The organism is Desulfosporosinus nitroreducens, assembly GCF_023897015.1.
In the GTDB taxonomy this organism is placed as follows: domain Bacteria; phylum Bacillota; class Desulfitobacteriia; order Desulfitobacteriales; family Desulfitobacteriaceae; genus Desulfosporosinus; species Desulfosporosinus nitroreducens.
This window is the reverse complement of the sequence record NZ_JAMHFY010000023.1, coordinates 35,891-50,830: the sequence shown is the minus strand read 5'-3', so window position 1 is coordinate 50,830 and position 14,940 is coordinate 35,891. Positions and strand designations below refer to the sequence as shown.

At 42.9% G+C, this 14,940-nt stretch carries 19 protein-coding genes; 18 read left to right on the top strand and 1 reads right to left on the bottom strand.

Going from position 1 to position 14,940, the window contains the following annotated elements; genetic code table 11:
• Window positions 1-80: 80 nt before the first annotated feature.
• From M8E35_RS20225 to M8E35_RS20140, 18 genes are all read left to right on the top strand, one after another.
• Window positions 81-1,091 carry a DMT family transporter gene (locus tag M8E35_RS20225; RefSeq protein WP_252471723.1) on the top strand — a complete coding sequence of 337 codons (1,011 nt, stop codon included), beginning with the start codon at window positions 81-83 and terminating at the stop codon, window positions 1,089-1,091.
• A gap of 2 nt (window positions 1,092-1,093) precedes the next feature.
• On the top strand, window positions 1,094-1,384 hold the full coding sequence (locus M8E35_RS20220; protein WP_252471721.1) for a hypothetical protein: 291 nt from the start codon (window positions 1,094-1,096) through the stop codon (window positions 1,382-1,384).
• A gap of 37 nt (window positions 1,385-1,421) precedes the next feature.
• On the top strand, window positions 1,422-2,405 hold the full coding sequence (cutD, locus tag M8E35_RS20215) for a choline TMA-lyase-activating enzyme (RefSeq protein WP_252471719.1): 984 nt from the start codon (window positions 1,422-1,424) through the stop codon (window positions 2,403-2,405).
• 26 nt (window positions 2,406-2,431) lie between these two features.
• On the top strand, window positions 2,432-2,785 hold the full coding sequence (gene eutS, locus M8E35_RS20210; RefSeq protein ID WP_252471717.1) for an ethanolamine utilization microcompartment protein EutS: 354 nt from the start codon (window positions 2,432-2,434) through the stop codon (window positions 2,783-2,785).
• A complete protein-coding gene (locus M8E35_RS20205) occupies window positions 2,782-3,237 on the top strand; it encodes a EutP/PduV family microcompartment system protein (protein ID WP_252471715.1) in 456 nt (151 codons plus the stop codon). Before eutS ends, M8E35_RS20205 begins: the two co-directional genes overlap by 4 nt.
• Window positions 3,238-3,355: 118 nt before the next feature.
• A complete protein-coding gene (locus tag M8E35_RS20200) occupies window positions 3,356-4,027 on the top strand; it encodes a cobalamin adenosyltransferase family protein (protein WP_252471713.1) in 672 nt (223 codons plus the stop codon).
• Window positions 4,015-4,857, top strand: coding sequence for an ethanolamine utilization protein EutJ (gene eutJ, locus M8E35_RS20195; RefSeq protein ID WP_252471711.1), 843 nt, complete (start codon window positions 4,015-4,017; stop codon window positions 4,855-4,857). The genes M8E35_RS20200 and eutJ overlap by 13 nt, the downstream gene beginning before the upstream one ends.
• 19 nt (window positions 4,858-4,876) lie before the next feature.
• Window positions 4,877-5,188, top strand: coding sequence for a BMC domain-containing protein (locus M8E35_RS20190; RefSeq protein WP_252471709.1), 312 nt, complete (start codon window positions 4,877-4,879; stop codon window positions 5,186-5,188).
• Window positions 5,185-5,445, top strand: a complete 261-nt coding sequence (locus tag M8E35_RS20185) for a EutN/CcmL family microcompartment protein (RefSeq protein ID WP_073027696.1) — start codon at window positions 5,185-5,187, stop codon at window positions 5,443-5,445. The genes M8E35_RS20190 and M8E35_RS20185 overlap by 4 nt, the downstream gene beginning before the upstream one ends.
• A gap of 21 nt (window positions 5,446-5,466) precedes the next feature.
• Entirely contained in the window at window positions 5,467-6,804 is a 1,338-nt protein-coding gene (locus M8E35_RS20180; RefSeq protein WP_252471707.1) for a 4Fe-4S dicluster domain-containing protein, read from the top strand.
• Window positions 6,797-7,345 (top strand): BMC domain-containing protein, encoded by a 549-nt coding sequence (locus M8E35_RS20175; RefSeq protein WP_073027699.1) that lies wholly within the window; start codon window positions 6,797-6,799, stop codon window positions 7,343-7,345. Before M8E35_RS20180 ends, M8E35_RS20175 begins: the two co-directional genes overlap by 8 nt.
• 52 nt (window positions 7,346-7,397) lie before the next feature.
• A complete protein-coding gene (locus M8E35_RS20170) occupies window positions 7,398-8,078 on the top strand; it encodes a EutQ-related cupin domain-containing protein (RefSeq protein ID WP_252471705.1) in 681 nt (226 codons plus the stop codon).
• A gap of 11 nt (window positions 8,079-8,089) precedes the next feature.
• Window positions 8,090-8,758, top strand: a complete 669-nt coding sequence (locus M8E35_RS20165; protein ID WP_252471703.1) for a BMC domain-containing protein — start codon at window positions 8,090-8,092, stop codon at window positions 8,756-8,758.
• Between the two features lie 76 nt (window positions 8,759-8,834).
• Entirely contained in the window at window positions 8,835-10,319 is a 1,485-nt protein-coding gene (locus M8E35_RS20160; protein WP_252471701.1) for an acetaldehyde dehydrogenase (acetylating), read from the top strand.
• A gap of 2 nt (window positions 10,320-10,321) precedes the next feature.
• A complete protein-coding gene (locus tag M8E35_RS20155) occupies window positions 10,322-10,963 on the top strand; it encodes a phosphate propanoyltransferase (protein WP_252471699.1) in 642 nt (213 codons plus the stop codon).
• Between the two features lie 20 nt (window positions 10,964-10,983).
• Window positions 10,984-11,274: an ethanolamine utilization microcompartment protein EutM gene (gene eutM, locus M8E35_RS20150; RefSeq protein ID WP_073027707.1), complete on the top strand. Its 291-nt coding sequence runs from the start codon at window positions 10,984-10,986 to the stop codon at window positions 11,272-11,274.
• Window positions 11,275-11,670: 396 nt separating this feature from the next.
• A complete protein-coding gene (locus M8E35_RS20145; protein WP_252471697.1) occupies window positions 11,671-12,864 on the top strand; it encodes a histidine kinase in 1,194 nt (397 codons plus the stop codon).
• 2 nt (window positions 12,865-12,866) lie between these two features.
• Entirely contained in the window at window positions 12,867-13,628 is a 762-nt protein-coding gene (locus M8E35_RS20140) for a response regulator transcription factor (RefSeq protein ID WP_252471695.1), read from the top strand.
• Window positions 13,629-13,896: 268 nt separating this feature from the next.
• Here M8E35_RS20140 and M8E35_RS20135 read toward each other — a convergent pair whose 3' ends face one another.
• On the bottom strand, window positions 13,897-14,805 hold the full coding sequence (locus tag M8E35_RS20135; protein WP_252471693.1) for a LysR family transcriptional regulator: 909 nt from the start codon (window positions 14,803-14,805) through the stop codon (window positions 13,897-13,899).
• Between the last annotated feature and the right edge of the window lie 135 nt (window positions 14,806-14,940).

The following is a 14,940-nucleotide window of genomic DNA, read 5'->3' as shown; positions in this document are numbered from 1 at the left end:
ATAAGTTTTATTTTAAATGGAATATCTGAAGAATTTAAGCTCTACAGATCTTCCGTAAATAAGGAGGGAGGATAGCCTAGATGAGCATATCTGGAAATCAAAAAGCTATTATGATGAAGGAAAAATTGAATGCAAACTTTGCCAAAAAAGGTGTCTTTACAGGTCTTTTCAGCGGCTGTACTTGGGGTTTGAACAGTGTTCTCTTAGGGCTGGCTTTAAGTATGGTACCTATCATGGGTGAAAGTGCCGCCATATTTGCCATCCCACTTGCCGCCGCCTGCATGAACGATTCTTTTGCAGGCCTATGGTTGCTCCTCTATAACGGCGGGGCAGGACGGTTAAAAGAAATTCTTCGCAGTCTTAAAACGTTCCCAGGTCAAATGGTTTGTGTAGCGGCCTTGCTGGGTGGACCAATTGCTAATGGCGGATACCTATTGGGGATTTCTCTGGCAGGACCTGCTTATGCTTTAACAATTACAGCCCTATATCCCATTGTTGGTGCTCTTCTTTCCCGAATTTTCCTTAAACAACAAATTGTACCGCGCGTTTGGGTTGGTATGCTTCTCTCCGTTGTTGGAGCTATCGTCATATCCTATGTTCCACCCGAAGGCGGGAACAGTGAGACCTTCTACCTCGGTCTTCTCTTTGCATCATTAGCTGCGTTGGGTTGGGGCGCGGAAGCCGTTTTGGCGGTATTCGGTATGTCCATGATTGACCCAAAAGTTGCCATCAATATTCGTGAGCTGACTTCTGGTCTTTTTCTGGCTGTTTTCGTTCTTCCTATCGTCGGTGGCTGGGCTATCGTTTCCCAAGTTTTCACTCTGCCTGGAACACTCGGGGCATTTGCTATTGCTGCCTTGGCGGCGGCGGTATCCTACTTGGCATGGTATAAGGCTAACACCACCATTGGCGTGGCCAAAGGAATGGCTCTTAACGGAACCTATGTCATGTGGGGAGTTATCTTCTCGGTTATTTTCTTGAAATCCCCCCTTACGCAGAACCTGGTTATAGGCAGTCTTCTGGTACTGATAGGGGCTACTCTAGTGGCTATTAACCCGAAGGAGTTTTTCAAGAAAGGAGAGGTGGCATAATCATGGCGGACACATTACCACTGCGATTCAGAGTGCTTCATTATGTTTCCACGGTTGACAAAGCCAGCGCGGGCGAGATTATGAAGGCGTTGAAACCGGAATATGGCACAGAAAAACAGTTTACAAAGAAGGTCTTTGTTGATCATCTCCTTGATATGAAAGCGAACTTTATCCTAGACGATAATGATGTGGAACTTGATGACAAGGGAGAATTGGTCATTTACTACTCCATCAATGATGAGGGGAGAAGACTTCTCAAAAAGTATCTTCCCAAAGGGTGGAATCAGAATTAAATTTTTGCAGGGGACTTTTTAGAGGGATGGGGACAATATGAGTACAGAAACCGGTAGCTTCTTAGAAAGAAAGGCAAGAGTCTTCAATGTCCAGAAGTATTCCATCTATGATGGACCGGGCGTTAGAACATTAATTTTTTTCAAAGGGTGTCCCCTGAGATGCAAGTGGTGTTCAAATCCGGAGGGACTTGAACGAAAATATCAGGTCATGTTCAAAGAGGATTTGTGCGTTGACTGTGGCAACTGTATTCCTGTTTGTCCCGTCCAAATACATCATTTCTTAGATGGAGAAGACGGGCAACTGCAAACTAAAAGTGAAAGACTCGTGCATAAAGTCCGGAGAAGTATCGACTGTGTCGGTTGCCGAAAGTGCGAAACCGTATGTCCTAAACAGGCACTGTCCATTGTTGGCACGGATAAAACTATTTCCGAAGTCCTGGAAATTATTCAACAGGATTTGCCCTTCTACCTCAGTTCAGGCGGTGGAGTCACTCTTGGGGGAGGGGAAGTCACAGCACAACCGGAATTTGCCACCAACCTGTTGACGGAATGCAAGCGCATGGGAATTCACACAGCCATTGAAACCTCGGGATATGTAAAACTGGATTCCCTGCTTACGATTGCGCAGTTTACTGATTTGTTTTTATATGATATTAAGCAAATCGATTCTGAGCGGCATTATGAACTTACTGGGGTGCGCAATGAACGTATTCTGGACAACCTGACAGAACTCATACGCCGCGGATATACAGTTAAGGTCAGGATGCCCCTCATCAGGGGACTGAATGATAGTGCAGACACCCTGCGAAGAACACTGGAATTTCTAGAGTCCTTCAAACGTTACAAAAACTTTCAGGGTATAGACTTGCTTCCTTATCATAAATTGGGCATTAACAAATATAAGCAATTGGACTTAAAATACGCTATCAGCGAGGATTTAAGCTTCAAAGAAGAAGAGTTAGATAAAATTGAAGAGTTCATAAAAGGGTATGACTTACAGGTTGAAGTCATCAGACATTAAACCCTTATACCTGACGGAGGGATTTTATGAGTGCAGCCGATGAGTTTGACAGAAAACGTATTATCCAAGAATCCGTGCCTGGCAAGCAAGTCACGCTGGCTCATATAATAGCCTCGCCTGTACAAGACTTGTACGAACGTCTAGGCATTGAAGAACAAGGATCGATTGGAATTTTAACCCTCACTCCCAGTGAGACAGCAATTATAGCAGCCGATGTTGCCACAAAGACCTCTGATGTAGAGATAGGTTTTCTTGATCGTTTTACAGGATCATTGGTTATATCCGGTGATGTGGCAAGTGTCGAAGCGGCCATGATTGCCATTAATGACACCCTGGAAAAGCTGTTAGGCTTCACGCCTGCCAAGATTACACGCACATGAAAAAACGAATTATGGTCGTCGGTCCAACCCAATCAGGCAAATCCACCCTGGCCAATGTTTTAAATGACTCTACAAGGCCCTTAAAAAAGACCCAAGATGTTATTTATGGGAAGAATACCATTGACACACCGGGCTCATATCTTGAAAACGCTTCTATGTATAAATATCTGATTGCAACTGCACAAGCTGCATCTCATGTGCTCATGCTTGTTGATCAATCGAAACCCAGGGAAGTATATCCGCCTGCTTTTGCCAAAACATTTACTTGTCCCGTCATTGGAATAATTACCAAGATTGATTTAGTCCCGGAAAATTCCAAGTTGTGTATTCAACAGTTAAAAAAAATCGGGATTGATGAACCTTACTTCTGGATTTCATTAAACGATAATACAGGCGTGGAAGCCTTGAAGCAATATTTATTTGGAAAACAAGAAACATCTGAAAATAATTGAGTTTTTGATATAGATATATTCGTGATCCCAGTTTAACGTTTCACTTAAATCTAATCACTTCAGCAATAATCTATGAGAAGTTTGCTGAAAGGAGATCTCAGGAAAGGCAGGTGAGGCAATGAAATTCATCACTGAAATGGAACTGCGGGATTTATATAAAGCTGGGCCCTTTGAAACTTATGTTCTGGAATCAGATACAAAGATTACCCCAGGTGCCCGTCAATTTCTGGTGGACAGACGAGTTACGCTGGTTCAGGCTCAGGGCAGTGACAGCAAAACATTAAAAATCGACGAGACCAGTCGGATGCAAGTACGGGAAAACTGGTGTACTCTGAGGCTGCTTGGAAAAATGGAATCCATAGAATCCTTATTTATCCTGACTGCCACAGAAATTCTACACACTGGAAATCTCACTCTGTCAGAGGAAGTCATGGCACTAGCTAAATGCTTCCGAAACGTGCGAAACGCTGAACGGGAACAGATAGTCCCGGACAACCTTCATTTTTGGGGATTGACGGCAGAAGAAATTAAAACACGAGCCGAGAATCTGAAACAATCTATTGACATCAGTGAGTTTTACGTGGGATTGGAAAATGGAAAAGAGATTGCTCTGTTAAATCACTTGCGTGCCTCCCTGCGAGAGGTCGAACCAGCCCTTTTGGAAACCTATTGGGACGAAGAGAAGCAAGTCTGTTCACGCCAAGACCTGATTGATACGGTTAATCTGATCATTAACATACTCTGCATAATGATGTGGAAGTTTTCTGGAGGTAGGAAATGGAAAATGTAAATGCAACTTTTCAATACTGCGATCAACTCGTTCGTGATTTTGAGAAAGTCATCACAACACCCATATTAAATAAATCCTCCGTTTATTACACTGGTGTTGACCTGGGAACAGCCTATATTGTTCTGGCAGTCCTTGATGAGAATTATCAACCTGTGGCCGGCGCCTATCGTTTTGCCAGTGTTGTCAAAGATGGCATGGTGGTAGACTATATCGGTGCAATTCGCATAGTTAAAGAATTAAAACAGGAACTCGAAGAGAAACTGGGCGCTGAACTGATCTACGCAGCAGCAGCGCTTCCTCCAGGGACTGTTACCCTTGACTCAGGCGCTATCAAACATGTAGTTCAAGGGGCTGGTTTTGAAGTTACCAACGTATTGGATGAACCTACGGCAGCTAATGCTGTACTCAAAATTCAAGACGGAGCGATTGTCGATATCGGCGGCGGCACTACGGGAACTGCCATTCTGAAAGACGGCAAAGTAGTTCATGTCGACGATGAACCTACAGGCGGCACTCACTTTTCTCTCGTTATTTCCGGTGCCTATAAAATGAGCTTTGAGGATGCGGATCAATATAAGCGGGATTTCAAAAATCACAGAGAACTAATGCCCGTATTGCGTCCTGTCATTGAAAAAGTCTCATCCATTATCAGTCGCCATATACGTGAATACCAAGTAAAAGAGATCTATCTGGTAGGGGGAACCTGTTGCCTGGAAGGAATCGAAGATATTATCGCTAAACAAACTAACCTTCCCACCTATAAGCCACAAAACCCCATGTTTGTAACCCCTTTAGGTATTGCACTTAACTGCACCCAGGAAATCCTTTAGACAGGAGTGACTTTCACACATGGAATATCGAATTATTAAATCCCCATCCAGTGGGACAGTGGATATTCTCTTTCGGCGAAAAGGCTCCGCTTCAACAATCCCTATCGAGAACTATGATGCTGTAGGTTTGGTTCAGGGACGGTTGATTGATATGGTTTTTGCTGCTGATATTGCTGAAAAAGCAGCCGGAGTAGTGGTAGAAGACATTAAAGGTCATTGCCCGCAGAATCTGATTATGATCGCCATCTTCGGAGACACATCGTCGGTGGAAGCTGCTATTCAGGAAATACAATATAAATTTAAAGAAGCGAAAACAGGTGAGATGCTATGATAGCAGCCAAAGTAATTGATAGTATATGGTCAACCAGAAAAGCCGATTCTCTCGTAGGACTGAAATTCATGTTGGTCGAAGTCCTTGGCGGTATTGATGCCGGACGTCTCATGATCGCTGCCGACACCATCAGTGCCGGCGTTGGCGAACGAGTGATTGTCTGTAATGGCAGCTCGGCCCGCAAAATGTTGGGTCGGGAGGATGTACCGATTGATGCCGTCATTGTAGGAATCATTGACGAAGACTGCAAGTTTTAAAAAACTGGAGGCGGGAAAAAGTTGGATCTAGTAAATATTGTAAGGGATGCCGGGGTTATTGGGGCGGGAGGAGCTGGATTTCCAACTCACGCCAAACTAACGTCCAAAGCCGAGTATATATTGCTTAATGGAGCTGAATGCGAACCCCTGCTCAGAGTGGACCAGCAATTGATGGAGAAGTTCCCTGATGAAATCATCAGAGGAATGGAAGCGGCGGGGCGATATATTGAAGCCCGCAAGGCCATCATCGGTATAAAGGGCAAACACAAACAGGTCATTGTCCTTATGAGAGAAAGAATCGCCGCTCTGGGATTTTCAGATTATATGGAAGTAATGGAACTCCGAGATATTTATCCTGCTGGTGACGAACAGGTTCTAGTTCATGAACTGACTCAACGAATTGTCCCGGAAGCATCTATTCCCCTGAAAGTGGGCTGTGTGGTTATCAATGCGGAAACTGCACTTAATATATGTAAGGCCATGGCCGGGAACCCTGTCACGGAAACCTACATCACTGTTGCCGGTGATATTCCTCAGCCCAGGACCCTTAGAGTACCTGTGGGGGTATCCGTCCGGGAGGTAATTGGACAATGCGGAGTGGAAAATGTGGATGATTATGCCGTAATAGACGGCGGTCCCATGATGGGTTCTGTCATGAACAATATTGATGGGTATGTCACCAAAAAAAGCAAAGGCTATGTACTCCTGAAAAAGGATCACTTTCTCATCCGTAAAAAAACGGTAAGCCCCGATCGAGCAAGAGTGATAGGCAAGACTGCCTGCGAACAATGTCGCATGTGTACCGATCTGTGTCCTCGTTATCTCCTAGGACACAATATGCAGCCCCATAAAGTCATGCGTGCTTTGAGCTACAATCTAGAGGACTTGAAGGAACAACAAATTGCCCAATTATGTTGTGAATGCAATGCCTGCGAATTATTCTCCTGCCCGGTTAATCTTCATCCCAAATCTGTCAATGTCTTATTCAAGCAAAAACTGGCAGAACAAGGGGTTAAATATCAGCCGATTCAGATGGATTTTCAAGCTAGATCGGCCAGAGAATATCGCCTTATTCCGAGTAAACGTCTAGTTATTAAAATCGGTTTAACAGCCTACGATAAACCGGCACCCATGACCGAGGTCGAATTCCGACCTGAATACATCCAGATCGCTTTGCGACAGCACATTGGAGCACCAGCAATCCCTGCCGTCTCTATCGGCGAACAGGTGAAAGCGGGGCAACTGGTTGGTAAAATTCCGGATAACAGTCTTGGAGCTGCCGTTCACTCCAGCTTTAATGGAACTGTGGTTGAGATCAACGATAATTCTATTGTGATAAAGGTGGGTTCGTATGTATAGTGCAATAGGTATGATTGAGCTTACGAGTATTGCCAGAGGAATTAATGCAACAGATTTAATGCTTAAAACAGCCTACGTGGAAGTGGTTAGTGCGACACCTGTCTGTCCAGGTAAATATATTGCCATCATCAAAGGAGACGTTGCCGCCGTAGAAAGCTCTATCAGCGTTGGTGTTGAGATGGCAGGAGAATATCTGGTAGACAGCTTTATCCTTGCTAATGTTCATCAGGGCATTTTCCCGGCCATCACGGCCACAACCATGCCCGATGGAATCGGGGCCTTGGGTATCATGGAATGTTTTTCACTAGCTTCTATGATCATTTCAGCGGATGCGGTACTAAAAGCGGCTGATGTACAAGCTCTCGAACTGCGTTTGGGCAGCGGGCTGGGCGGCAAAGCCTACTTCACCTTCACCGGAGATGTTGGCGCAGTAGAAGCAGGTATCGAAGCTGGAATATCCATCGCTCGCGAAAGGGGCTTGTTAGTTGATACAGAGGTAATTCCTTCGCCCTCTGACAAACTGTGGGCATCGCTATTCTAAAATCAACAAACACAAACTTCTATACCCGATACGATAGAAAGGAGGTGCGACCTTGAAAAAACTAGTTTCAGCAAACGAAGTAAAAGTAGCAGCGGAAAAGGGACAAAATGTATTTTACGTAGACTGCAATACCATCATTACAGCGGCAGCTAAGGATTTAGCCAAGGAACTGGGCGTGGAATTTACTACAGACTCACCTGCTGAAGGAAATCACACCTGTAAAGAGATTGGCCTGCCGAAGAAAGACAGCCGGGAAAACGAGATTGACCCGGAAATGATCTTTCAAGTGGTAAAAGCGGTACTAGCCAACAGGCTCCTGGAAAGCGTCCCTGTTTCAACTTCAGAAATGCCTTTCCGTGCAGATTGTGACCCGAAAAGTGGATTTAAAATCGTACGCGGCAGAACAGTGAACCTCGAGACCTTTGACACAGGCGATTCAAGCACCGACGTAGCTTATCGTGAAGTGATCAGTAAAGAGGATTCCCAAATGAGCGCAGGCTTTTTGACCATTGAAAAATCCAGCTTTGAGTGGGAATTATGCTATGAAGAGATTGATATTGTTCTCGAAGGAAGCCTAACCATCACCATCAATGGTGAAACTTATCAGGCTAACCAGGGAGATGTCCTCTTTGTACCTAATGGCTCTAAAGTAACCTGGGGTTCCTCCGATTATGTCAAACTCTTTTACGTAACCTATCCGGCAAACTGGCCTGATCTTATGGCGCAACAATAGGAGGGTAAGCTATGCAGGCTCTTGGCCTAATTGAGACTCACGGGCTCCTTCCCGCTATTGAATGTGCAGATGTCATGCTAAAAACGGCACAAGTGGAACTTTTAGGGAAGACCTTTGTAGGTGCCGGCCTGGTAACAATCACCATAACCGGTGATGTGGGAGCCGTTAAAGCAGCTGTGGAGGCAGGTGTAACTGCGGTTGAAAAGATTGGTCCCTTGTCTTTAGTTTCTCACCATGTCATTCCCAGACCTCATCAGGAGATTGAAAGCATGGTTGGAGAAAAGGCAAATCCCGTTGAGGAGCAACCAATCCCAGTAGCAACACAGGAGAAATCAAGCTTTCTTTCGGACGCTGATCCAACCGCCAATATAATCGTTCCCTTGCCAAACCAGGACACAGCAACAGAATCGACGGAACCTGCCAAAACCAGACATGAAAGCATTGAGTCAGCGCAAATAGTGCTGAACCAACTCTGCAAAGAGAGGGTAGATGCCTTCGTAAAGGAATTCGGCCTTGAAAAAAGTTTGGACGTCCTGAGAACTATTACTGTGGTAAAACTCCGAAATTTAGCAAGAGAATACAAAGAACTTGGCATAGCAGGAAGAGCCATATCTAAAGCAGACAAGGACTTACTGATCCAGAAACTAAAGGGATACTACGAGCAGGAGATTCAAAGGTAGCCTGTCCGCAAGATCATATTATGCAAACTTGTCTGCTAATAAAAATAAATAGAGACGTGGAGGGAGGAATAGCAAATTGGAAAACTTTGATTATGATTTACAATCCGTGCAAGAGACAAGAAATCTTGCCCGTCAGGCTAAACTGGCACAGGCTCAACTTGCAAAGTTTAATGGCGAGCAAATTGAGAAAATCATCCGCAATATGGTGAAAGTAGCAGAGGAAAATGCTGTTTCTCTGGCCAACCTGGCTGTAGAGGAAACGGGATTTGGTAAAGTAGAAGACAAGATCTTCAAAAATCATTTTGCTTCCACAGAACTGTATGAATTCATTAAACCTATGCAAACCATTGGAGTCATCAAAGACGATAAGGTCAATAAAATAATGGAAATCGCTGAACCGGTAGGAGTACTCATGGGGATTATTCCCTCAACCAATCCTACATCGACGGCCATATACAAATCCATTATTGCCATTAAATCTCGTAACGGGATTGTGTTCTCTCCGCATCCTTCAGCTTTGAAATGCACCATGCAAGCAGCCAGACTGATGAACGATGCCGCAGTAGCTGCCGGTGCACCGGCTAATATCATTGGCTGTATCTCAAAACCCTCGATGAATGCAACCAATGAACTCATGAAATGCGATGAAGTCGCCATGATTATAGCAACAGGCGGTTCAGCCATGGTTAAGGCTGCCTATAGTGCAGGGAAGCCGGCCTTGGGTGTAGGCCCGGGTAACGTTCCGGCTTATATCGAAAGAACTGCCAATATTACGAAAGCAGTCAAAAATATTATTGCTAGTAAAACCTTTGACAATGGAACCATATGTGCATCCGAGCAATCAGTTATCGTCGAGGAATGTATGCGTGACCAGGTTATGGAAGAATTCAGACGACAGGGTGGATACTTCATGACCCCCGTGGAAACAAACCAAGTTGCCAAAAAATTGTTTGTCCGCGGTCATGCTATGAATGCGAAAATGGTAGGCAGATCCGCTGCAGTTATCGCAGACAGTGTCGGCATAGCCATTCCTCCGGGCACAAAAGTCCTGTTAGGGGAACAACAGGGCGTGGGCGAAGAATATCCCTTGTCTTACGAAAAGCTGACTACCGTGCTGGCATTTTATACAGTAAAAGATTGGCAGGAAGCTTGTGACCTGTGCATCAAACTCTTGAATAACGGCGGTGTTGGGCACAGCCTTTCCATTCATACGGAAAATCAAGAAATGGTCATGAAATTCGCTGAAAAACCTGTCTTCAGGATCTTGGTCAACACAGCCTCCAGCCAAGGCGGTGTGGGCGCAAGTACAGGACTTTCCCCATCCTTTACACTGGGTTGTGGTACTTGGGGCGGAAGTGCAACCTCCGATAATGTAACCCCCATGCACTTGATCAATATTAAACGTATAGCCTATGGAATCAAAGACTTCACCGAAAACACAACCTCCTGCTCTTCAGCCTGCGTGGCACAGAGCAACAGCCCTGCTGCCATTAGCGATGATCAGATTATGAACGTTGTGAATGAAGTTATTTTGCTCCTGAAAAAAAGAGGTGGTAACTAAACGTGGGAAAGTATGACGATTTAGCAGCGCTTCTATTGGAAGCAATCAAAGAAGGGGGGTATTTAAAAGCGGATTTAAGCTCTATACCCGTAGGAATATCTAACCGTCATATTCATCTTTCTCAAGTGGATTTGGAAACCTTGTTTGGTGCAGGATACCAATTGACGAAAACTAAGGATTTGTCCCAACCCATGCAATATGCCTGCAAGGAAACGCTAATCCTGGCTGGTCCCAAAGGGACTATTGAAAAGGTTCGCATCCTCGGGCCGGCGCGAAAAGAGACTCAGGTAGAAATACTCCTGGCAGATTGTTTCAAACTCGGCATAACCGCGCCCGTGAGATCATCTGGAGACCTGCAAGGAACTCCGGGAATCACTCTTATTGGTCCCAAAGGAAGTATCCTTCTTTCCAAAGGGGTTTTGATTGCCCAGCGGCATATTCATATGACCCTGGATGATGCCCATAACTTTGGGGTTACAGATGGAGAATTGGTAACCATCCAAATAGACGGACTTCGGGGAGGAACTTACTCGAATGTCCTTATCAGAGCAAATAACACCTCGGCACTTGAATTTCATCTCGACACGGAAGAAGCGAATGCCATGCAGCTCGCATCAACCTCAAAAATAACAATCACAAAATAAAATTTTAGGAGGAAACAAAAATGAGTAGATCAGAAGCTTTAGGATTAATTGAAACCAAAGGTCTTGTAGGAGCAATTGAAGCGGCGGACGCCATGGTGAAAGCGGCCAATGTTCAACTGATTGGTTATGAAAAAGTCGGGGGTGCTTTAGTTACCGTTATGGTAAGAGGAGATGTAGGTGCTGTAAAAGCAGCAACCGATGCCGGTGCTGCCGCAGCTCAGCGAGTTGGAGAGTTAATCTCCGTTCATGTCATTCCGCGTCCACACGGTGACGTAGAAATGATGCTCCCTCAAGTTAAAAAACAAGCATAATTTCCATTAGACAAGCCATACAGCAAAGGTCAAAATCTCCTAGGGGAGGTTTTGACCTTCATCTTTTCTGGAGAGGTAATCACACATACTCCTAGCAATGTTGTATTATGAAATAATTTGTTGTATTATGAAAATGCAACCGAATCACGTATCTTTGGAGGTCTTCTTTTTTGAGAAGGTTTAGAACATTTTGGGTCGCGTGCTTTATGGAATGCTTGTTTATTTGCGTATTTAATGAATTAAACTACTGTCTAGACAGTGGTTGATTCTTTTTTATTATAAGGGCAGCTTGTTAAGCCAAACGCAACAGGAATCTAAAACACTTTGAAAGTGTTCTCCTGAAAATCTGTCAAGTAAAATAGAATTAATTATAGAAAAGGAAGTTTGGCGAAAAGCATGAACAAGACTGACGAAACATTAAAGAATTTAATGGATTCCAATCTGTATTCGCGCTATAGCGGACTATTATCCCTATCCAATATTTCTTTACAGATGATAGATACCAGTGGCAATATTCTGCTTGAGTTTAATCCGTCTCCCGATTTTTGCAAATTTATTTGCCAGGAAGATGAAACACGGATATGTGCAGACTATATTTCTAGATTAGAACCAGGAAAGAGTGACCGATTTATCTGTCGACACGGACTGGAAAATATCCTTTTGCCAGTCGATATTAGCAACCAAACAATAGCCTATCTCGTCGGAGCGCAGGTTTACTCAACGGATAGTGAATATCAAAAATATCTAATTGATATAATGGCCATAGCAAAGGATAAAAAACTTGAACCGGAAGCTATTGCTAAATCAATTGCAGCGATAAAAACCATTGAAGAAAATAAAATTGAAGTTCATGAACAAATTTGCAACCATATCACTCAAAATATTGGCCACGACTTTTCTCAAAGCATTCATACAGCAGATAAGGCTGTAGTAAGATTGTCTATTGAAAAAGAGATGCTGGAAAAGAAGATTATTGACCTCGAAGCTAAAAACATGTCTCTGGTGATTAATCCCCATTTCTTGTTCAACACCCTAAACTCTATAGCCCGTATCGCCTATTTTGAAAAATCTCATACAACGGAAGAACTCATTTACTGTCTTTCCGATTTATTGAGGTACAATTTAAAGCAAGACGATGAGTTACACACTATCGGAGCCGAGATGGATAATATCGAGAAATACCTTTATATTCAGAAGGTAAGATATAAAAATCGTTTGGAATATGAGATTGACATTGCAGAGCATATTAAACCTCATAGAATACCCAATATGATTATACAGCCCATCGTTGAGAACGCTCTAATCCATGGCATTACACCTAAAAGGGACGGGGGAAAGATAAAAATTTATGCAGAATTATATAAAAATGACATCAAAATTTTTGTTGTGGATAATGGAAATGGTTTCCCCAAAGAAGTCCTTGAAGGTTTGCAACAATCGGAAAATAAGCTGGGAATAGGCTTTCGCAGTACGGACAAACGTTTGAAACGATACTTCGGAGAACAATACGGGCTAAAAATTGCTAAATCAGATTATAGTGGAAGTACCGTCACGATTTCGATTCCAAGCAAACCCAATGTGAGGCGATAGTGATGAGCGTAGTTTTAATTGTGGAAGATGAATTACTCGAATTGGAATTTCTCAAATCGATTGTGGCCGAAGAACTTCTCCCTACAGATAAAATAATCACCTGTGATAGCGGAATACAGGCTGTTAAAATGGCCAAACAGTATCGACCGGACATTATAGTCATGGATATACTTCTTCCCGAAATGGATGGCTTACAGGCCCTTCAGGAGATAAAGAAATTCCATCCCCAGGCCTGCGTTATGATTCTATCGGCTTGTTCAGACTTTTCTTATGCACAGACAGCAATTCGCCTCCGCGTTCAGGAATACTTGCTCAAACCCATCAAGCCGTCCGTTTTTAAGAAAACATTTCATGAGCTGTTGACTACTGTAACTGCGTGCCAGGTAGATGTTGATGAAGAAATTGTGGAACAAGAAACTAATCAGATATATTTTATTGAAAAATCATTAAGATATATACACGACAACTTTAAACAAAAATTACCTCTGCAACTGGTCTCGTCCAACGTATTTTTGAATCCCCAATATTTTAGCCGCATCTTTAAAAAAGAAGTAGGGGTTACCTATATAGATTATGTCAATAAATTAAAAATAGATCATGCCTGCAAATTGTTGGAGACAACCAGCTATCCCGCCTATCGCATTTCCAGTGAGTGTGGTTTCACGGATCCTTCCTATTTTAATCGTGTTTTTGTACAGCAAATGAATATGACCCCTAAGGCATACAGAAGAAAACATCTGTCTGATAGCGAAAATAAGGGCTGAGTTCCTTGCTACTAGCCAAAATTAAGGCTTGCCGGAATAGGAATTACGTTCATTTTCATAAAATAATTGTTGTAAAAAGTGTAAAAACAAGCTGAAATTGACAATTAGTGACGTAATTTAGGTGTCTGGCAATAAAAATAACGAATGGCTAGACAAAATGACGAAGGCTAAATTTGCCCTCTTGATGCGAAAGGGTAAATTTAGCCTTCGTGTGTTATTAACTAATTGGCATCCTTGGAAACCGTCAGATGGGGTTGTTATAGCCTAATTATCTTTGCATTTTCAAAGAACAGACGGTTTTGATGACTTTGATAAATTCCTTTTCGACCATGGAAAGATGGTGGCGATTCAACCAAATTAAGATAATTGAAACCTCTAAACGAGCATCACTTAGAGTTACTTTTTTTATCATATTAGATTTGACATATTCATCCGCCATAAATTGAGGGACAAACGCAATGGTCTTTCCTTGGGATAAGATCTTTTCCATCATTTCTAAGTTGTCAACCCTATAAGAAACATTAAGATCACCATACTTTTGCAATACGCTGGATACTCCGCAATTGGTAATGTACTCGGTGTTGTACAAAAGTATAGGCAAAGAAAGAGCCTTCTCGAGAGACATTGTGGTCGATCCCTTGGTCATTTCGCAGTTATTTCCAGCAATAATGACAAATTCATCAGAAAATAATTCTTTAAAGTTAATATCTTTCGAACTGCAAAAAGCATCAGTTTTCAAGATGATGCCAAAATCGGCTTTGCCTGATTGGACATCTCGCAAAATATTATTCGATTCTCCGACTTTCAAAATGGCATTAACTTTAGGATGATTGTGTTTAAAGGTTGTTAATATATCAGGCATTACTGTAATATTTATGCTTGGTTCTACTGCGATTGAGATGTTTCCAGTTAGCTCGAATGAATCACCTTGGGCAATGGATTTGATCTCATCAACCTTATTTAGCACTTCTTTGGCTATGATAATGATTTGTTCCCCGATTTCGGTTAGAAAGGCACCCGCGTTAGTTCTCTTTAACAGAACCACACCTAGTTCATCTTCCAATTTACTGATGGCAGAACTAAGCGCAGGTTGGGATATATGAGAGCGTTCGGCAGCTAATGAGATTGATTTGGATTCGTGGACAGCGATTAGATAGGTTAATTGTTCTAGGCGCATATTTCTAACCATCCTTGAAAGCTCAATTTGGGATTTATTCTATGAGGTTTGAACTTAACTATTACTCCTCATTATACTATGAGTTATTCAGATAACAAAGTAATAAAACAATAATCATTAGACCTATTATTGGAA